This is a genomic window from Caulobacter sp. AP07 (genome assembly GCF_000281955.1).
Taxonomy (GTDB): Bacteria; Pseudomonadota; Alphaproteobacteria; order Caulobacterales; family Caulobacteraceae; genus Caulobacter.
The window spans coordinates 1-18,262 of sequence record NZ_AKKF01000297.1 but is presented as its reverse complement, the minus strand read 5'-3'; the positions used below and the strand labels follow the sequence as shown (position 1 = coordinate 18,262).

Sequence of the window (18,262 nt, the reverse complement as noted above, 5' to 3'; positions counted from 1 at the left end):
GGGGAGTGATACGACCTCGGCCGCGGGCAGGATCAACGATCCCAACACTCCCCCCACCGGCCTTCGGCCACCTCCCCCACAGGGGGAGGACCTGATCTGTCAGCCCTCGGCCGCCGGCTTGGCCAGCAGGTCGCGGATTTCGGTCAGCAGCGTCTCTTCGGCCGTCGGCCCGGCCGGCGCGGGTTCGTCGGCGCGGCGGATCTTGTTGACCACCTTGACCAGCAGGAACACCACCACGGCCACGATCAGGAACTGGATCAGGGTGTTGATGAAGGCGCCGTACTGGACGGCCACCTTCTCGACCGCGGCCGTCGCCGGGTCTTCGGGCTTGAGCACCCATTCCAGCTTGGAGAAGTCGAGCCCGCCCATCAGCAGGCCGATCGGCGGCATGATCACCTGGTCGACCAGGCTCTTGACGATGCCGTTGAACGCCGCGCCGATGATGACGCCGACCGCCAGGTCGATGACGTTGCCGCGGGCGATGAACTCGCGGAATTCCTTGACGATGCTCATCCCGGCCTCCTGACGTTGAGATCGGGTAGCTGAGGGCGTTCGCCCACAACCGTCAAGGGTGGGCGGTCAGGCGCGGCGCTACTCGTCGGCGTTCAGGCGGCCGCGCAATTCCTTGCCGCTCTTGAAGAACGGCACATGCTTGGCGCGCACGTCGACGGTCTCGCCGGTGCGCGGATTGCGGCCCGCGCGGGCCGGACGCGAACGCACGGACAGGGCGCCGAAACCGCGGAGTTCCACGCGACCACCTTCCTCGAGCGCACCGATCATGCGTTCGAGAATGACGCCGACCACGCGCTCGACGTCTTTCTGGGTCAGGTGCGGATTCTCGTTCGCGAGCCTGGCGATGAGTTCGGACTTGATCATCGATATCCCCGGCGCCCCAAAGCAGCCCTTGGGAGGGAGGGCCTGGCGCGGGTGCGACCTTTGCCCAAGCAAGCCTGAGTCTTCAAGGGAAAGCTTGCGTTAACGGCGCGCTTAAGTTGGGGCCGCGACCGATGGCGACCCGCGTTCGGCAAAAGAAAACGGCGGCCGGATCGCTCCGGCCGCCGCTGACTTGGTTTTGGTCCGTCTCCCGGAGGAGCGGAAGCCTATTCCTTCGGGGTGGCCCGCTCGCGCAGGGCCGCGCCGAGGATGTCGCCCAGCGAAGCGCCGGAGTCCGACGAGCCGAACTGCTCGATGGCTTCCTTCTCTTCGGCCATTTCCAGCGACTTGATCGACATCGAGACGCGGCGAGCCGCCTTGTCGATGTTGGTGATCTGAGCGTCGACGCGGTCACCCACGGCGAAGCGCTCGGGGCGCTGTTCCTGACGGTCGCGCGACAGGTCCGACTTGCGGATGAACGCGGTCATCAGGGCGTCGTCTTCACCGAAGCGCACTTCGATGCCGCCGGTGGTGACTTCCGTCACCGTGACGGTCACGGTCTGGTTCTTGCGGTAGGTGTCGCCCGACATCGGATCGCCGCCCAGCTGCTTGATGCCCAGCGAGATGCGTTCCTTCTCGACGTCGACGTCCAGGACCTTGGCCTTGACGATGTCGCCCTTCTTGTAGCGCGACATGGCTTCTTCGCCCGAAGCGCTCCAGTCGATGTCCGACAGGTGCACCATGCCGTCGATGTCGTTGTCGAGGCCGATGAACAGACCGAATTCGGTCGCGTTCTTGACTTCGCCTTCGACGGTCGAGCCGACCGGGTGGGTTTCGAGGAACGAATCCCACGGGTTGGCCAGGGCCTGCTTCAGGCCCAGCGACACGCGGCGCTTGGACGGATCGACGTCCAGCACGACCACGTCGACTTCCTGCGAGGTCGAGACGATCTTGCCGGGGTGGACGTTCTTCTTGGTCCAGGACATTTCCGAGACGTGCACCAGACCCTCGACGCCGGCTTCCAGTTCAACGAACGCGCCGTAGTCGGTGATGTTGGTGATGCGGCCCGTGAACTTGGCGCCGACCGGGTACTTCGCTTCCACGCCGTCCCACGGATCGGACTGCAGCTGCTTCATGCCGAGGCTGATGCGCTGGGTGTCCGGGTTGATCTTGACGATCTGGACCTTCACGGTGTCGCCCACGGCGAGCACTTGGCTCGGGTGGTTGACGCGCTTCCAGCTCATGTCGGTCACGTGCAGCAGGCCGTCGATGCCGCCCAGGTCCACGAACGCACCGTAGTCGGTGATGTTCTTGACCACGCCTTCGCGGATTTCACCCTCTTGCAGCTGCGACACCAGTTCGGTGCGCTGCTCGGCGCGGGCTTCTTCCAGGATGGCGCGACGCGAGACGACGATGTTGCCGCGCGGACGGTCCATCTTGAGGATGGCGAAGGGCTGTTCCTTGCCCATCAGCGGGCCGACGTCGCGCACCGGGCGGATGTCGACCTGCGAGCCGGGCAGGAACGCCGAGGCGCCGCCCAGGTCGACGGTGAAGCCACCCTTCACGCGGCCGACGATGGCGCCCATGACGGGTTCGTTCTTGGCGTAGACGCCTTCCAGACGGGTCCAGGCTTCTTCGCGCTTGGCCTTTTCGCGGCTGATGACCGCTTCGCCGAGGGCGTTTTCCAGACGTTCCAGGAAGACTTCGACCGAGTCGCCGACCTTGATGGTGGCCTTGCCGGTTTCGTCGACGCCGAATTCCTTTTGCAGGACGCGGCCTTCGGTCTTCAGACCGACGTCGATGATCGCGAAGTCCTTCTCGAGCCCGACAACGATGCCCTTGACGACGGTGCCTTCCGCGAAGTCGCGGCCGCCCATGGAATCGTTCAGCAGCGCTTCGAAATCGTCGCGCGTCGGGTTGAAGCTCATATCGTCAGCCATGCTGATGTTTAGTCTCGTGTTGAGGGAAGCCCTGCGATGAGCGCCGCCGGATGACGGTCCTCGGGATTCCGGGTGATGTGGGTTTTTCTGCGGTCCGCGGCTTCCTAAGCGGCGGCGAGGCGGGCGGTGGATTAGCCCGGGAGGTTTCCCGACCGGGCGCGCGCCGTCTCGACAATGCGGCGGGCCGCATCGAAGGCCTGCTCTATAGTCATTTCCGACGTATCAAGCAAGACGGCGTCGGGGGCCTGGGTCATCGGCGAATCCGCGCGGCCGCCGTCGCGCTCGTCGCGACGCAGGATGTCGGCCAGGATTTCTTCGTAGGTCACCGCCTCGCCCTGGCCGGTCAGCTGTTTCCAGCGGCGGTCGGCGCGCACTTGCGCGGAGGCGGCGATGTAGAGCTTGGCCGGGGCGTCGGGGGCGATGACCGTGCCGATGTCGCGGCCGTCGATCACCGCGCCGGGCTCCTGGGCGGCGAACCGCTGCTGGAATTCCCGCAGCGCCAGGCGGACCGGCGTGTGCACGGCGACCCGGCTGGCCAGCTCGCCGGCCGCGCGGGTGCGCAGGCTGGGACGTTCCAGCTCGGCGGGCTCCAGGGCCTGGGCGGCCGCCGTGGCCGCGACCACGTCGTCCAGGTCGCCGCCGCTCTCGGACAGCCGGACGCCGACCCCGCGATAGAGCAGGCCCGAATCCAGCACCGGATAGCCGTAGAACGCGCCCAGACGGTGAGCGATCGTGCCCTTGCCCGAGGCGGCGGGCCCGTCGACGGCGATCATGAAACCCATGGCTAAGCCTCGACCAGGTCGCCGCCCAGGCCGCGCATCATGTCGGCGAAGCCGGGGAAGCTGGTGGCGATCATGCCCGGCTCGTCGATCTCGACCGGCTGCTGGGCGGCCATGCCGAGGATCAGGTGGCTCATGGCGATGCGGTGGTCGCCGTGGGTGTGGACCAGGCCGCCGCCGCGCACCGGATGATTACCACGCGCCGTGCCGATCACCGTCATGCCCTCGGGTTCTTCCTCGACGGTGACGCCGCAGGCCTTGAGGCCGGCCGCGGTCAGGGCGATGCGGTCGCTTTCCTTGACCCGCATCTCGCCGATGCCGCGCATCACGGTCGAGCCCTCGGCGAAGGCCGCGGCCACCGCCAGGATCGGATATTCGTCGATCATCGCCGGAGCCCGCTCGGGCGGCACCACCACGCCCTTCATCCCGGGGGAATGGCGGGCGGTGATGTCGCCGACCTGTTCGCCGCTGCTCTCGCGGACGTTCGAGATCGTCAGGTCGGCGCCCATCTCCTGCAGCGTCGTGAACAGGCCGGTGCGCAGGACGTTGAGCATCACGCCCTCGACCGTCACTTCCGACCCCGGGACGATCAGCCCGGCCACCAGAGGGAAGGCCGCCGACGACGGGTCGCCCGGCACCGCCACGTGGGTCCCGGCCAGCTTCTGGCCGGCCGGCAGGCGGATATGCCGCACCACCTTCCCCCCATGGGTCTTGTCCTCGACGATCACCTCGGCCCCGAAGGCCCGCAGCATGCGTTCGGTGTGGTCGCGGGTGGCCTCGGGCTCGATCACCTCGACCCCGCCCTCGGCGTGCAGGCCGGCCAGCAGCACGGCCGACTTCACCTGGGCCGAGGCCATCGGCAGCTTGTACGAAAGGCCCCGCAGGTTGCCGCCCTTCAGGGTCAGCGGCAGCCGGCCCTTGTCGCGGCCCAGCCAGGTGGCGCCCATCCGGGCCAGCGGGTCCAGCACCCGGCCCATCGGGCGGCCGCGCAAGCTGCCGTCGCCGGTGAAGGTGACGCAGAGCGGAAAGCCCGCCGCCGCGCCCATGATCAGCCGCACGCCGGTGCCGGCATTGCCGCAATCGACCACGTCGGAAGGCTCGACGAAGCCGCCCTGGCCCTCGATCCGCCAGCGGCCGGGGCCCTCCTGTTCGACGCGCGCGCCGAACGACCGCATGGCCTGGGCGGTCGCCAGGACGTCGGCGCCCTCCAGCAAACCCTCGACCGTGGTGGTCCCCGAAGCCAGGGCGCCGAGGATCATCGACCGGTGCGAAATCGACTTGTCGCCGGGGGCGCGGACGGTTCCGCGGAGGGGCCCACCGGGCGTGCTCTTCAGTCCAGCCGCCGTCATGCCGTCACCGGCCTCCGTGTCATGTGCTTTTCGCGAGGGGTTTGCTTTTGACAGCGGCCCCTCATCATGGCAAGTGACCGGCCGCTTTTCCCATCTGGATCAAAGGGTCGCCAACTTGGCCAATCCCGAATTGGGCGCAAAACAAATTTGCCCCAACTGCCAATCGAAATTCTACGACCTGGGCCGCCGCCCGGCCCTGTGCCCGAAGTGCGGCGAGTCGTTCGATCCTGAAGAGGCGCTGAAGTCGCGCCGCGTTCGCGCTCGGGCCGTCACGCCGGACTACGACGCCGAGGACGAAAAACCCGCCGCCGCGCCGAAGGAGCCGGACGGCTACGAGGACGAGGTCGATGAGACCCCGGAAATCGACCAGGCGGTGGAAGCCGACGTGGTCGACGCCGAGGACGACACCGATCCGGCCACCGCGCCGGCGCCGGGCGGCGACGACCTGGGCGTTGATTTCGCCGAGGACGAGGACCTGGCCGAGGACGAAGCCGACGACGTTCCGTTCCTCGAGGACGAAGACGAGGAAGACGTCCTCGACGACGAAATCGAAGGCCTGCCGGGCGCCGACGACGACGATCGCTAGGCTGTTGGCCTGGGGATAATTTTCGAGAACAACGATCTCGAAAAATATCCAAAAAAAGTTCGCCGGGAGGGTTGATCCAAAAATCCTCCCGGCATAGGTTCCGCGCCTCTTCGGGGGCCACCCACTCGGAACCGCCGGAGACACTCAGGAATTCTTGGGAAACCCTAGCGGGAAACCTTTGAACCTTGGGGCTATAGCTCAGCTGGTAGAGCGCTTGAATGGCATTCAAGAGGTCAGCGGTTCGACTCCGCTTAGCTCCACCAAAACGGCCGCTTCCCTAAAGGGAGCGGCCGTTTCCATTTTATCCTCCCCTCCCGGGGGAGGTGGCGCGCGGCGCCGAAGGGGCTTCCCCCGCCAACAACCTTTCCGATAAATTTCTGCTCGCGGTTGAGCGGTTTGCTCCCCAAGGTGCGTTGCACGTTTGGAGGCTGTTCATGCGACCCAAGACCTTTTCCGCGGCGACCCTTTCGGCGATCGCCCTCCTGGGCCTGGCGGCCGGCGCCGCCCAAGCCCAGACTCAGGCCCAGACCGAGCCCACGACCACCGAGAAGGTCGAGGAGGCGGCCGGCAAGATGGCCACGTCGCCGCTCAAGGACGTCGGCGTGGTCAAGGACAAGATTCCCCAGGTCCTGCTCGACGCCCGGGCCGCGACCTACGCCCTGCCCGCGCCCCTGACCTGCAAGACCCTGTTCGACGCCGTCGATGCGCTGAACGCCGAGCTTGCCCCCGACCTCGACAGCGCCGAGACCCAGGTGAAGTCGGGCATGTCGGCCAGCGAGATCGGCGAGACCGTGATCCACGGCCTGATGCCGATGCGCTCGTGGGTGCGCAAGCTGAGCGGGGCCGAGAAGAACGACAACGAAGTGCGTCACGCGCTCCTGGCCGGCTCGGTGCGGCGCGGCTACCTCAAGGGCGTGGGCCTGCAGCTGGGCTGCAAGCCCCCGACCGCCCCGCTGGGCGTGTCCCTGCCGGCGGCGGCCAAGGCCAAGCCGAAGAAGCGGTAGGGCGGGGGAACCGTCGGGGACACACACTCACACCCACGCGCTCGACCAGTTCGCTCGACGTTTGGGAGTGAGTGTGTGTCCCCAGCCCAGCCCTCTCACACGCCCCACAGTTTCCGCGCCTCCTCCGCCACCACCTCCGGATATTCCTCCGGCCAGAACAGCTTGGCCTTGGGCAGCCGCCGCACGCCGCGCGAATTGGGCAGGATGGCGTCCAGATAGTCCGGGCTGTCCTTGGAGAAGATGTCGTCGGCCATGCCCCAGACGATGCGGGTCGGGACCTGGCACTGGCGCAGGGCCGACTCGATCCCGGCCAGGGGGTTGGGGTCCAGGCCCAGGGTGTAGGCGTTGACCAGCGCCTTGCGGGCCGGGGTGGCGATCAGCGGGCCGAAATACATCTCGATCGCCGCGTCGGTCGGCTGGGTCGGGTCGGAAAAGCACATGCCGCCGAAGCCCTGGGGCGAACGGGCCAGCGTGTGGTCGTTGAACCACGGGACCAGCCACTGGTCGGGATAGGTCCCCTCGCGGGCCATGGCCACCACCGGGGCCAGGGCGGGCGGCGGGCTGTCGGGCTCGACGTCGCAATTGGTCAGCAGCAGGGTGCGAACCCGCTGCGGGTAGCGCAGGACGAACAGCTGGGCCACCGCCCCGCCGCTGTCGTTGGCCACCAGGTCGACCGTGGCGATCCCCAGCTTGTCGAGGAAGGCGGCCAGCATCTCCACCTGGTCGGCCGGCGTCACGCCCTGGCCCGGCGCGACCCGCGTGAAGCCCAGGCCCATGGAGTCCGGCGCGATGCAGCGGCGATAGGGCGACAGCCACTCCAGGGCCCCGCGCCACTGGAAGCTGTTGAGCGGGAAGCCGTGCAGGAACAGCGCCACCGGGCCCGCCCCGCGCTCGACATAGGCGATGTCGCCGAACGGCGTCGCCACATAGCGCCGGTTGGAGTGATAGGCGCGCGCCGCGGCGGCGTCCTGGCCGGCCTGGGGCATGGCGCCGCGCGCCGCCGCCTGGCCGCCCGCCGCCAGGGTCAGGAAACCGGCGGCGGCCGTGATGAACTGTCGTCTTTGCATGGTCCGATCCTCAGGGGATGGGGCGGAGGGCCCCGATGGACGGCATGGCTAAGGGGTCGCGATCACGGCGGCCATGACCTGACAGGTCATGGCGATCATGCGCGACGCGGCTAAGATCGACGCATGAACCAGATGACCTCCCCGCCGCCGCGCGCGGCTCCAGCGCACCCCTTGGGCGACCTGCTGCGCGAGTGGCGCGGCGCGCGACGGATGAGCCAGATGGACCTGGCGCTGGAGGCCGGCGTCTCGACCCGCCACCTCAGCTGCGTGGAGACCGGCAAGGCCCGGCCCAGCCGCGAGCTGATCGCTCTGCTGGCCGGGGCGCTGGACATGCCGATGCGCGACCGCAACGCCCTGCTGGTGGCGGCCGGCTTCGCCCCCGGCTACCGCGAGACCGCCCTGTCGGCCCCGGAGATGTCGCTGGTGCGGCGGGCGATCGAGTTCATCCTCGCCCAGCAGGCGCCGTATCCGGCCTTCGTCGTCAACCGGCACTGGGACGTGCTGATGGCCAATGACGGCCTGGCCCGGGTGTTCGACTGGCTGCGCGACGGCCAGGCGGTCAATCCCAACATCATGCGCCAGGTGTTCGACCCGGCCGACATGCGGCCGTTCATCGACAACTGGGAGGAGGTGGCCGGCGACCTGATCCGCCACCTGCACCACGAGGTCGCCACCCACCCCTCCGACAAGGTCTCCCGCGCCCTGCTGGACGAGGTTCTGGCCTATCCGGACGTGCCGGCGCGCTGGGAGCACCGCGAACTGGGCGCCGCGCCCATGCCGCTGATGACCGTGGTGTTCCGCAAGGGCGACCAGCGCCTGAGCTTCTTCTCGACCCTGACCACCTTCGGGACCTCGCGCGACATCACCCTGGAGGAAATCCGCGTCGAGTGCATGTTCCCGGCCGACGAGGAGACGGCGGCGTTCTGCCGGGAGCTGGCGGCGGGTTAGCGACCCCGGATGGGAGAGGCCGGCAACGCCGCTGTCAGCCGTCCCTCAGCACCTCGTCCACCCACGCCGGCACGACCTCGGTCGCCGGTCCGTACCGCCGCTCGTCGAAAGCCCGGGCGTTGTCCGACGGCTCCAGATTGATCTCGCACGTCCTGATCCCCAACCGCCGGGCCTGGGACACGAAGCCCGCGGCCGGATAGACCGAACCCGAGGTGCCGATGGCCACGAACAGGTCGGCCTCTTCCAGCGCCTCCTCGATCTCGTCCATCCGCAGGGGCGTCTCGCCGAACCACACCACGTGCGGCCGGGCGGTTCCGACGGCTCCGCAGGCCGCGCACATGGTCTCCGCGCTCAACGCCTCGCGGTCGGGCCAAGTCGCCCCGCAGCCGTGGCAGCGGGTCACCGCCAGCTCGCCGTGCATGTGGACGACATCCGCGCCGCCGCCCTGCTCGTGCAGGTCGTCGACGTTCTGGGTGCAGAGGAACAGCCGCCCGCCCCGCGCCGCCAGGTCCCATCGCAGCCGCGCCAAGGCTTGGTGGGCGGCGTTGGGTCCGGCCTTGGCCAGGTTGGCGCGGCGGGCGTTGTAGAAGGCCCGCACCTTGGCCGGGTCGCGGGCGAAACCCTCGGGCGTCGCCACCTCCGACAGGTCGTACCGGGTCCAGATCCCGCTGGCGTCGCGGAACGTGCCCAGGCCGCTCTCGCTGGAGATTCCCGCCCCGGTCAGCACGAAGATGTTCAGACCCATCGAGACCTCTTCCGACGCGGGGCGGCTTCACGAACTTGACGCACCCGTCATTTTTAATTTGACCGCCCGCGAAATTTGAGTGGACAGTGTTCACCTGAGCCCCAGGCCGCGCAGACGGCCAGGCTCGTCCCCATTAGGCAGGAGCCCATCGTGACGGACAAGAACATCACCAAGGACGCCATGTACGACGCGGTGGCGCCCGACGACTTCGAGGCGATGCTCGAGCTCGACCGCTACAACAACCGCTCGACCGCCTTCGACAAGATCATCTCGGCGACCCACGACCACTTCTGGGACCCGCTGGACAAGGCCTATATCGACTATGACGAGCCGTTCGACATGGAGAATCAGGCGCTGGTTCCCGAGGAACTGGTGATCGCCCTGTCGACCGACTACGTGTCGAACCACCTCAGCGATCCCAAGCAGCGCATCCGCTTCATCAACCAGTCGGTGCTGCGCAGCTTCTCGTCGATCCTGCACGGCGAGCAGGGCGCGCTGAACCTGTCGGCCAGCCTGTGCCACGTGCTCAAGGACCAGGGCGCCCAGGAATACGCCGCCAACCAGACCCGCGAAGAGGCCCGCCACGTCACGGCCTTCGCCAAGTACATCAAGGCCCGCTGGGGCAAGCCCGTCGAGTGCGGCCCGGCCCTGAAGACCCTGCTGGTCGAGATCATCGGCGCGCCCGAGGTCTACAAGAAGATCATCGGCATGCAGATGCTGGTCGAGGGCCTGGCCATGGGCGCCTTCGCCACCTTCTACACCCAGATCAACGACCCGCTGGGCAAGAAGATGCTGCAGCTGGTGATGACCGACGAGGCCTTCCACCACAAGTTCGGGAAGATCTGGGCCGACCGCACGGTGCCCAAGCTGACCCCCGAGGAGCACGCGATCATCGAGGACTGGGCGGCGCACTGCTTCCAGACCCTGCTGTTCAACCTGGTCTCCCCGCACCAGCAGCTCGACCTCTACGCCGAGTTCGGCCTGGATCCCGACAAGGTGGTCGAGGAGTACGGGAAGATCATGACCGACGACCTGCGTCGGGAGAACATGAAGGAGCAGACCAACATCTTCCGGGTGCTGGTCAAGACTCTGCTCAACGCCGGCATCATCACCGAGCGCACCAAGGCCTTCTACGCGATGTACGTCGACATCGAGGAGCTGCGCGGCGAGGGCGACCGCATGGTCGGCGACGACATCGCCGAGGAGGGCATCCGCCACCTGCAGGCCATCAACTTCAAGGACCGTGTCGCCCCGGTGACCATCGCCGCCGAATAGGACGGTCGTCCAAGGCTTCGAGCGCCCCGCCGGGAACTTCGGCGGGGCGCTTTGCGTTTGTGGCGGCTTGTGAGGCAAGGTGGTCGTATGCGCATTTTCTCTTCCATCATCGTCGCCCCCATTCTTCTCGCGGGGACCCTGGTCGCCACCCAGGCCCTGGCGGCCGCCCAGCCGCCGTCCAAGCCCGTCGCCGCCACCTTCTACAGCGGCAAGTGGTACGAGATCGCCCGCACGCCCAATTCCGGCCAGCGCGACTGCGAGGCCGCGACCACCCAGTTCACTGACAAGGGAGCCAGCGGCTTCTCCGTCGTGCAGATCTGCCGCAAGGGTTCGGCCAGCGGCGCGGCGAAGACCTTCAACACCACCGGTCAGATCGTCGCCGGGACCCAGAACGCCAAGTTCAGGATGAGCTTCCTGGGCGGGCTGAAAAAGCAGGAATACTGGGTGCTCGACCGGGCCGACGACCAGTCCTGGGCGATCATGGCCACGCCCGGCGGCAACTTCGTCTGGCTGCTGTCGCGCCAGGCGGTGATGAGCCCGGCCGCCAAGGCCGCGGCCCTGGCCCGGGTCAAGGCGCTGGGCTACGCCAAGCTCGAGTTCCCGCAACAGCCGCCGGCCTGAGGCGGCCGGGGCCGGCGCGACGCGGCGACTGCCCCCTTGATCCCCGAACAAAGCTGGAACAAGGTTCCGGCATGGACGTCGTCATCGACCTTCGGCCCTCGCGGCCCGAGACCACCGATCTGGTGACGCGCGGCGCCGCGCGGTTCTTGGTGTCGCTGGGCTACGCGCCCCTGGCCGAGGTGACCCTGCCCAACGGCCGGCGCGCCGACCTGATGGCGCTGGGGCCGAAGGGCGACGTGCTGATCGTGGAGGTCAAGTCGGGGCTGGAGGATTTCCGCATCGACCGCAAGTGGCCGGAATACGCGCCGTACTGCGACGCCTTCTATTTCGCGGTCGCGCCGCAGTTTCCCGAAGGCGTCCTGCCCGACGAGCCCGGCCTGATCGTCGCCGACGGCTTCGGCGGGGCGGTGGTGCGCGAGGCGCCGGTCGCGCCGCTGGCCCCGGCCCGTCGCAAGGCGCTCACCCTGGCCTTCGCCCGGATGGGAGCCTTGCGGGCCGCCGGCGTCATCGCCGAGCGGCTGTCGCTTTAACGGTCGAAGTTGCGGGCCAGCAGGAAGCCGAACACCAGGCCGGCGACGAAGGTCCCGACCGCCAGGGCGACGGGGTGCTCCTCGGCCTGCTGATGGGCGACCTGGGCTTTCTCGGCCGTCCAGGCCTTGCCGACCTCGGCCTTCTCGCCGACGAACTCGGCGGCGACATGGGCCTTCTCGGTGACGGTCTCCACGGCCTTCTCCACGGCGGCCTTGGCGCGCTTGGCGCCGGCCTTGGCGGTCGACTTGGGGGCTGGGCTCTTGATCGTGAAGTCGGTCATGCGAAATCCGTGGGGATAATTGGGCCAGTGAACGTAACACGCCGCGCGCCAAAACGTTTCGGGCCGCGCGCAACAGCCTAGTTGTCGCGCACCACCTTGAGCACCGCCTCGCCGTAGCGGTCGAGCTTGCCCTGGCCCACGCCGCCGGCCTTGGCCAGGGCGGCCAGGGCGGCCGGACGGGCGGCGGCGATCTCGGCCAGGGTGGCGTCGTGGAAGATCACATAGGGCGGCACATGCTGGCTGGCGGCTTCCTCGCGTCGCCAGGCGCGCAAGGCCTCGAACAGCGCCTGGTCCTCGAGCGGCACGGTCAGGGCCTGGCGCTTGCGAGCCGTCTTGCCGGCCCCGGAGCGGCCGGGGCCGTCGCTGGTCTCGGGCTGCTGGCGCAGGGACACCAGCCGCTCGCCGCGATAGACCTGACGCACGCCCTCGCCGTCGCCCAGGCCGATCAGCGGCCGGCCGTCGTTGGGGTCTTCCCGCAGCAGGCCTTCGAACACCAGGGTGTCGAGCAGGTCGCGCCAGCCCTGCGGACCGAACTCCTTGCCGATGCCGAAGGTCGACATCTGGGCCTCGGCCTGGGTGACGTCCTTGGTCTTGCCCAGCAGGTGGTCGATCAGCCGGCCGCGCCCGAACCGCCCGCCCATGCGGTGGGCGGCCGACAACGCCTTCTGGGCGGCCTGGGTGGCGTCGACGCCGGTCGGCGGCGAGACGCAGATGTCGCAGACCCCGCAGCGCTCGACCCCCTCCTCGCCGAAATAGCGGCGGACGGCGGCGGCGCGGCAGGTGACGCCCTCCAGCATGGCGTAGAACTGCCGCAGCTTACGCAGCTGCACGGCCTTGACCTCGTCGGGCGCGTTCTGCCCGTCGATCCGCCGCACCGCCCAGGCCAGGTCGGCCGAGCTGTAGAGGGTGATGCCCTCGGCCGGCTGGCGGTCGCGACCGGCCCGGCCGATCTCCTGCCAATAGGCCTCGATGGCGGCCGGCGGGTCGGCGTGGATCACGAAGCGGACGTCGGGCTTGTCGACGCCCATGCCGAAGGCGATGGTCGCCACCATCACCGCCTCCTCGGCCTCGAGGAACTCCTCCAGCCGCCGGGCCCGCAAATTCTTGTCGAGGCCGGCGTGGTAGGCGAGCGCGGGAATGCCCTGGGCGATCAGCTTTTCGGCCAGCTTCTCGGTGGAGTCGCGGCTACCGGCATAGACCACCCCGGCCCGGTTCGGACGCTCGGTGACCAGTTCGATGACCCGGTCGTGGCCCTTGCCCTTCTTGCGCTCGGCGTTCAGGGCCAGCTCGTGGCGGGCGAAGCTGTCGACGAACTCGGCCGCGCCCTGCAGGCGCAACTCGGCGCGGATGTCGTCGCGGGTGCGGGCGTCGGCGGTGGCGGTGACGGCCAGGCGCGGGGCGTGGGGGAACACCTCGGCCAGGCGGCCCAGCATCCGGTATTCGGGGCGGAAGTCGTGGCCCCACTGGCTGACGCAGTGGGCCTCGTCGACGGCGACCAGCGACAGGGGCAGGCGCGACAGCCGCTCCAGCATCGACGGCTGCATCAGGCCTTCGGGCGACAGGTACAGCAGGTCCAGCTTGCCGGCGTCGATCCGCCGCCAGATCTCGGCCCGCTCGTCGGGCAGGGTGTTTGAGTCCAGCCGCTCGGCGGCGACGCCGGCCTGCTGCAGCCCGGCCACCTGGTCGGCCATCAGGGCGATCAGCGGCGAGACCACCAGCCCCAGGCCCGGCCGGACCAGGGCGGGAATCTGGTAGCACAGGCTCTTGCCACCGCCGGTCGGCAGCACGGCCAGGGCGCTGCGTCCCTCCAGCAGTTCGGTGATCACCCCGGCCTGCAGGCCACGGAAGTCCGAATGGCCGAAGGTGCGGCGCAGCACCTCGCGCGCCGCCTCGATCGAGGGCGGCGGCCGGGTGAGGGTTGAATCAGGCTGAGCGTACACGGGCGTGTTTTGACAGCGCGCGGGCCCCAGGCCAAGCGCGGCGCCACGTAATGGCCTCGGAATTCCGCTCAAAGGCGCACATCGGCTTCAACGGCTCTGCAACGGTGGGTTCGACCCTGGGTCGGTCGACGATCCAGGATTGAAACGAACCATGAACATCTCTAGGGCGCAAGGCAAGCGGGCGGGCGTTCATACCTCGTCAATCTTGTCGCGCGTTTTGTGAGCTTCGGTTAAACGGATTCTGGCGCGACCCCGGACACCCGCGCCCTTCGGGAACAGGACGACATGGCGAACGGAACCTTCGGCGGGAACAGGCCGGCGAAGCCGCAACGCACGCCTCTGCAGGCGCTGCTCTACTGGGCGATCGTGCTCGGCGTCTGGGGCCTGATCTTCATCGTCGCCTTCTTCGCGGTGTTCGCCAGCGACCTGCCCGACACCTCCAAGCTGTACGACGTCAAGCGCCAGCCCTCGATCAACTATCTGGACCGCTCGGGCGCCCTGCTGGCCGTGCGCGGCAGCCAGTACGCGCCGCCCGTCGATCTGGACGCCCTGCCAGAATATGTGCCGGCCGCCTTCGTGGCCATCGAGGACCGGCAGTTCTACCACCACATCGGCTTCAACCCGTGGGGCATCGCCCGCTCGCTGATCTGGAACGTCAGCCACAGCGGCGGGCCCCAGCGCGGGGGCTCGACCATCACCCAGCAGCTGGCCAAGAACCTGTTCCTCAGCCCGGCCCAGAACTACCGCCGCAAGGCCCAGGAGCTGATCCTGGCCGTCTGGCTGGAGTTGAAGTTCAGCAAGAAGCAGATCCTGGCCCTCTACATGAACCGGGTCTATTTCGGGGCGGGAGCCTACGGCATCGAGGCCGCCTCGCAGCGCTATTTCAACAAGCCCGCCTCGCAGCTGACGGTCGGCGAAGCGGCCCTGCTGGCCGGCCTGATGAAGGCCCCGTCCCGCTATTCGCCGGTCTCGGCCAGCGACCGCGCCGCCCGCCGCGCCACCATCGTGCTCGACGAGATGGTGCGGATGAAGGCCATCACCGCCGAGCAGCGCGACGAGGCCTTCAAGGAGCCCGTGCGGGTCTCGGCCACCCTGGCCAACCAGCGGGCCCAGTATTTCACCGACTATGTCGACGCCCAGGTGCGCTCGCTGGTCGGCGAGCCGACCGAGGACCTGGTGGTCGAGACGACGCTCGACCTGCCGATCCAGGTCGCGGCCGAGCGTTCGGTGCAGGTCGGCGTCGAGGGCCACAAGGGCCAGGGCGTGCAGCAGGCGGCCCTGGTGGCCATCGACGGCGAAGGCCGCATCCGGGCCTATGTCGGCGGCGCCGACTATGGCGAGAGCCAGTTCGACCGCGCCACCAGCGCCCGCCGCCAGGCCGGCTCGGCCTTCAAGCCGTTCGTCTACCTGACCGCCATGGACCAGGGCCGCAATCCCAGCGTCGTCGTCAATGACGAGCCGGTGAAGATCGGCACGTGGGAGCCCAAGAACTACACCAACAAGTATCTGGGTCAGATGACCCTGCAGACCGCCCTGGCCCAGTCGATCAACACGGTCGCCGCCCGCCTGGCCAACGAGGTCGGCACCAGCAACGTCGCCGCCACCGCCCGCCGCCTGGGCATCACCAGCAAGATCCAGCTGGACCCGTCCATGGCCCTGGGCGCCGTCGAGGTCTCGCCCATGGAGATGGCCCAGGCCTACGCCCCGTTCGCCAACGGCGGCTTCCTGGCCAAGGGCTACGGCATCGAGCGCATCCGCACCACCAGCGGCAAGGTCCTCTACGACCACAGCGTCGACAACGCCCCGCGGCCGGCGGTGATCGGTACGCCCTCGCTGCAGTACATGAACCAGATGATGCGCCAGGTCGTGGCGGCCGGCACCGGGGCCCGCGCCAAGGTCGCCGGCTATGACATCGCCGGCAAGACCGGCACCACCAGCGATTACCGCGACGCCTGGTTCGTCGGCTACACCGGCGGCTTCGTCGCCGCGGTGTGGACCGGCAAGGACGACAACACCTCGATGAGGAAGGTCACCGGCGGCGGCGCCCCGGCCGAGATCTGGAAGACCTTCATGGCCGCGGCCCTGCCGCGCCTGAAGGCCACCCCGATCCCCGGCGGCGTGATCGAGCCCCCGGCCCCGGTGACCGACGATCCGATCGGCGACCTGCTGAACCCGCCGGCGACGCCGGAAGGCCCGGCGGCCGAAACGCCGGCTCCCGGGACGCCGGCGCCGGAGCAGTTGCCTTACTGAGGCCAGGCCCTCCCTCCCCCTTTGGGAGAGGGGTCAGGACCGCGCCGGCAGTCCCTCGCTAGGCATCGATTTCACGTCCCCTTTTAGGAGGCATGGCGCGGCGGTGGGCGTTCACGGCCACCGACCTGGAGACCAGCATGAATGATCACCCCGCGTCCGACGCCCTGATCGACCTCACCGGGTCAGTCCCCCTGAGCGACGCCCTGCTGGCGCTGAACAACGCCCACGCGATGGAATTGTCCTGGCTGGAGCCGGATCGGCTGGCGCATCTGGTGGCCGAAGCCTTCCTGGCCAAGCGGATCGGCGAGGCCGACGCCCTGCTCCTGGCGTTCGACCAGGACGCCGACTACGACAGCCCGAACTTCCTGTGGTTCCGCGCCCGCTACCCGCGCTTCGTCTATGTCGACCGCATCGTCGTCGCCGCCCACGCCCGCGGGCGCGGCCACGCGCGGCGGCTGTATCTCGACCTGTTCGAGCAGGCCCTGCGCGCCGGGCACGCGCGGGTGGTCTGCGAGGTCAACGCCATCCCGCCCAACCCCGCATCGGACGCCTTCCACGCCGAGCTCGGCTTCGTGGAAGTCGGCACGGGCGAGATTCACGGCGGCAGCAAGACGGTGACCTACCTGGCGCGGCCGCTCACCGCCTAGGACCGTTGGAAGCGCTCAGCTCTCCAGACCCGCCAGCACCTTCGGATCGCGCTTGGCCAGGTCGACCAGCCGCTCGATCAGCGCTTCGCGGCTTTCCAGCGCCAGGCCGTCGCGCAGCCTGGCCAGCCGCCCCTGGACGTACTGGCGGCCCGTGGCGTCCAGCAGGTTGGCCGCCACGACGACCGCCGCCTGATGCTTGCAGGCCCCGAACTTCTCGAAACCGGGGCAGGTGCAGGCCCCCTCGCCGTCCGGGGCGCGCAGGGTGACCACATAGAGCTCCCCGCCCTTCACCTGGGCGGTGACGCTGTCGTCCTCGATCGCCACCAGGTCGACCGCGCCGGCCTCGGCCAGCTGGACGCCGCTGTCGAACCAGCGGCCGTCCATGCGTTCGCGCCAGGAGTCGGTGTCAAACAGGCTCATGCCTCGTCCTCGATGCGGTGGATGTCGTCGTCCGACAGTCCGAAATGGTGGCCGATCTCGTGGACCAGCACGTGGGCGATCAGTTCGCCCAGCGAAACGTCGCCGCGTTCGCACCATTCGTCGAGGATCGGCCGGCGATAGAGGAACACCATCGAGGGCTGCGGCGAGGGGTCGAGGACCGAACGCCGGCCCAGGTCGACGCCCTGGTAGAGGCCCGTCAGCTCGAACGGGTCCTCGATGCCCAGGTCGTCCAGCACCTCCTCCGACGCGAAGTCGTCGACGCGGAACACCACGTCGCCGGCCTGGCGGCGGAAATCCCCGGGCAGGGCGTCGAAGGCCTGCCGCGCCAGGGCGGCGAAATCATCCAGGGACGGGGCGAGCGAAGGGGCGTTTTTGTCGGTCCAGGTCATGGCCCGTACATAGGCCGATTGCCGCCGGACGCCAGCCCACGCAGGCCCGCGACAGCACAGCTCATCGCGCTCTGGTCACGCGGGCCCTAATCTGGGACTCTGATTCGAAATTCCCCCTAGAGGCGAACGACAAGCCTGATGACCTCGCCCGATCTGATCCTGGCCGCCACGGCCGGCGCGGTCTGCCTGGCCCTGTGCGCCACCCTTTGGGCCATGGCCCAGCGGCGACGGTTCGAGAGCCAGCTTTCCCACCTGCGCGCCCGCCTGGAAGGGCTGGAGCACGGCGCCCTGACCGCCCAGGCTTCGGCCGAGGCCTTCGACATCGTGGTCGTCGCCGTCGAACACGGCGCGGCGCGGCTGGTGTCCGGCGAGGAGGCCCTGACCGCCTGCGCCGGCATCCTCGGCGCGCCGGCCGACGCCCAGAGCGTGGTCGACGCCCTGGGCGCGGCCGACCCCGACCACGCCCACAAGCTGACCGCCCTGTTCGAGCGCGGCGAGGCCTGCGCCTTCGAGGCGTGGGGACCCAAGGGCGGCGTCGTGGTCGAAGGCCGCGCGGGCGGGGCCCTGGCCTGGCTGCGGCTGGCCGCGGCGGCCGCC

General features: G+C 68.9%; 19 protein-coding genes, 1 tRNA gene and 1 pseudogene. 10 read left to right on the top strand and 11 right to left on the bottom strand.

Annotated features, from left to right (window positions below; all coding sequences use genetic code 11):
- Positions 1-99: 99 nt before the first annotated feature.
- From mscL to aroA, 5 genes are all read right to left on the bottom strand, one after another.
- Entirely contained in the window at positions 100-513 is a 414-nt protein-coding gene (gene mscL, locus PMI01_RS24640) for a large-conductance mechanosensitive channel protein MscL (protein ID WP_007676042.1), read from the bottom strand.
- Between the two features lie 78 nt (positions 514-591).
- Positions 592-876 (bottom strand): integration host factor subunit beta, encoded by a 285-nt coding sequence (locus PMI01_RS24635; RefSeq protein WP_007676040.1) that lies wholly within the window; start codon positions 874-876, stop codon positions 592-594.
- A 224-nt stretch (positions 877-1,100) separates the two neighbouring features.
- Complete coding sequence (gene rpsA / locus PMI01_RS24630) at positions 1,101-2,813, bottom strand: 30S ribosomal protein S1 (protein WP_007676038.1); 1,713 nt, start codon at positions 2,811-2,813, stop codon at positions 1,101-1,103.
- Between the two features lie 131 nt (positions 2,814-2,944).
- Positions 2,945-3,595 (bottom strand): (d)CMP kinase, encoded by a 651-nt coding sequence (gene cmk, locus PMI01_RS24625; protein ID WP_007676032.1) that lies wholly within the window; start codon positions 3,593-3,595, stop codon positions 2,945-2,947.
- A gap of 2 nt (positions 3,596-3,597) precedes the next feature.
- Positions 3,598-4,941 carry a 3-phosphoshikimate 1-carboxyvinyltransferase gene (gene aroA, locus PMI01_RS24620; RefSeq protein ID WP_007676029.1) on the bottom strand — a complete coding sequence of 448 codons (1,344 nt, stop codon included), beginning with the start codon at positions 4,939-4,941 and terminating at the stop codon, positions 3,598-3,600.
- A gap of 115 nt (positions 4,942-5,056) precedes the next feature.
- On the opposite strand from aroA, the gene PMI01_RS24615 reads away from it, so the two are divergent.
- From PMI01_RS24615 to PMI01_RS24605, 3 genes are all read left to right on the top strand, one after another.
- A complete protein-coding gene (locus tag PMI01_RS24615; protein ID WP_007676026.1) occupies positions 5,057-5,527 on the top strand; it encodes a TIGR02300 family protein in 471 nt (156 codons plus the stop codon).
- 187 nt (positions 5,528-5,714) lie between these two features.
- A tRNA-Ala gene (locus PMI01_RS24610) sits at positions 5,715-5,790 on the top strand.
- Positions 5,791-5,961: 171 nt separating this feature from the next.
- On the top strand, positions 5,962-6,531 hold the full coding sequence (locus tag PMI01_RS24605) for a hypothetical protein (protein ID WP_007676013.1): 570 nt from the start codon (positions 5,962-5,964) through the stop codon (positions 6,529-6,531).
- A gap of 95 nt (positions 6,532-6,626) precedes the next feature.
- Here PMI01_RS24605 and PMI01_RS24600 read toward each other — a convergent pair whose 3' ends face one another.
- Positions 6,627-7,598, bottom strand: a complete 972-nt coding sequence (locus PMI01_RS24600) for an alpha/beta fold hydrolase (RefSeq protein ID WP_007676009.1) — start codon at positions 7,596-7,598, stop codon at positions 6,627-6,629.
- Between the two features lie 123 nt (positions 7,599-7,721).
- On the opposite strand from PMI01_RS24600, the gene PMI01_RS24595 reads away from it, so the two are divergent.
- Positions 7,722-8,546, top strand: a complete 825-nt coding sequence (locus PMI01_RS24595) for a helix-turn-helix domain-containing protein (RefSeq protein ID WP_007676007.1) — start codon at positions 7,722-7,724, stop codon at positions 8,544-8,546.
- A gap of 34 nt (positions 8,547-8,580) precedes the next feature.
- Here PMI01_RS24595 and PMI01_RS24590 read toward each other — a convergent pair whose 3' ends face one another.
- The gene (locus PMI01_RS24590) at positions 8,581-9,291 is read right to left on the bottom strand and encodes an NAD-dependent deacylase (RefSeq protein ID WP_007676005.1); all 711 of its coding nucleotides are present in this window, start codon (positions 9,289-9,291) and stop codon (positions 8,581-8,583) included.
- 150 nt (positions 9,292-9,441) lie between these two features.
- On the opposite strand from PMI01_RS24590, the gene PMI01_RS24585 reads away from it, so the two are divergent.
- The 3 genes from PMI01_RS24585 to mmcB all read left to right on the top strand — a co-directional run bounded on the left by PMI01_RS24585 (position 9,442) and on the right by mmcB (position 11,717).
- Positions 9,442-10,566: a ferritin-like domain-containing protein gene (locus PMI01_RS24585; RefSeq protein WP_007676003.1), complete on the top strand. Its 1,125-nt coding sequence runs from the start codon at positions 9,442-9,444 to the stop codon at positions 10,564-10,566.
- Between the two features lie 87 nt (positions 10,567-10,653).
- Positions 10,654-11,187 (top strand): lipocalin family protein, encoded by a 534-nt coding sequence (locus PMI01_RS24580; protein ID WP_007676002.1) that lies wholly within the window; start codon positions 10,654-10,656, stop codon positions 11,185-11,187.
- A 71-nt stretch (positions 11,188-11,258) separates the two neighbouring features.
- Positions 11,259-11,717: a DNA repair putative endonuclease MmcB gene (gene mmcB / locus PMI01_RS24575; protein WP_007676000.1), complete on the top strand. Its 459-nt coding sequence runs from the start codon at positions 11,259-11,261 to the stop codon at positions 11,715-11,717.
- Here the strand turns inward: mmcB and PMI01_RS24570 are convergent.
- The gene (locus tag PMI01_RS24570; RefSeq protein WP_007675997.1) at positions 11,714-11,998 is read right to left on the bottom strand and encodes a hypothetical protein; all 285 of its coding nucleotides are present in this window, start codon (positions 11,996-11,998) and stop codon (positions 11,714-11,716) included. The genes mmcB and PMI01_RS24570 overlap by 4 nt on opposite strands.
- Before the next feature lie 77 nt (positions 11,999-12,075).
- The gene (gene recQ, locus PMI01_RS24565) at positions 12,076-13,893 is read right to left on the bottom strand and encodes a DNA helicase RecQ (protein ID WP_035038347.1); all 1,818 of its coding nucleotides are present in this window, start codon (positions 13,891-13,893) and stop codon (positions 12,076-12,078) included.
- Positions 13,894-14,223: 330 nt separating this feature from the next.
- Here recQ and PMI01_RS24560 point away from each other — a divergent pair, with 330 nt between their 5' ends.
- Both PMI01_RS24560 and PMI01_RS24555 read left to right on the top strand, forming a co-directional pair.
- Complete coding sequence (locus PMI01_RS24560; protein WP_007675995.1) at positions 14,224-16,188, top strand: transglycosylase domain-containing protein; 1,965 nt, start codon at positions 14,224-14,226, stop codon at positions 16,186-16,188.
- A 137-nt stretch (positions 16,189-16,325) separates the two neighbouring features.
- Positions 16,326-16,835 (top strand): GNAT family N-acetyltransferase, encoded by a 510-nt coding sequence (locus PMI01_RS24555; RefSeq protein ID WP_035038344.1) that lies wholly within the window; start codon positions 16,326-16,328, stop codon positions 16,833-16,835.
- Positions 16,836-16,850: 15 nt separating this feature from the next.
- Here the strand turns inward: PMI01_RS24555 and PMI01_RS24550 are convergent, their stop codons facing one another.
- The gene (locus PMI01_RS24550; protein WP_007675993.1) at positions 16,851-17,255 is read right to left on the bottom strand and encodes an SWIM zinc finger family protein; all 405 of its coding nucleotides are present in this window, start codon (positions 17,253-17,255) and stop codon (positions 16,851-16,853) included.
- A complete protein-coding gene (locus PMI01_RS24545; protein WP_007675992.1) occupies positions 17,252-17,665 on the bottom strand; it encodes a metallopeptidase family protein in 414 nt (137 codons plus the stop codon). The genes PMI01_RS24550 and PMI01_RS24545 overlap by 4 nt, the downstream gene beginning before the upstream one ends.
- 138 nt (positions 17,666-17,803) lie before the next feature.
- Here PMI01_RS24545 and PMI01_RS24540 point away from each other — a divergent pair.
- Positions 17,804-18,262: pseudogene (locus PMI01_RS24540) on the top strand (two-component sensor histidine kinase); the annotation flags it as partial.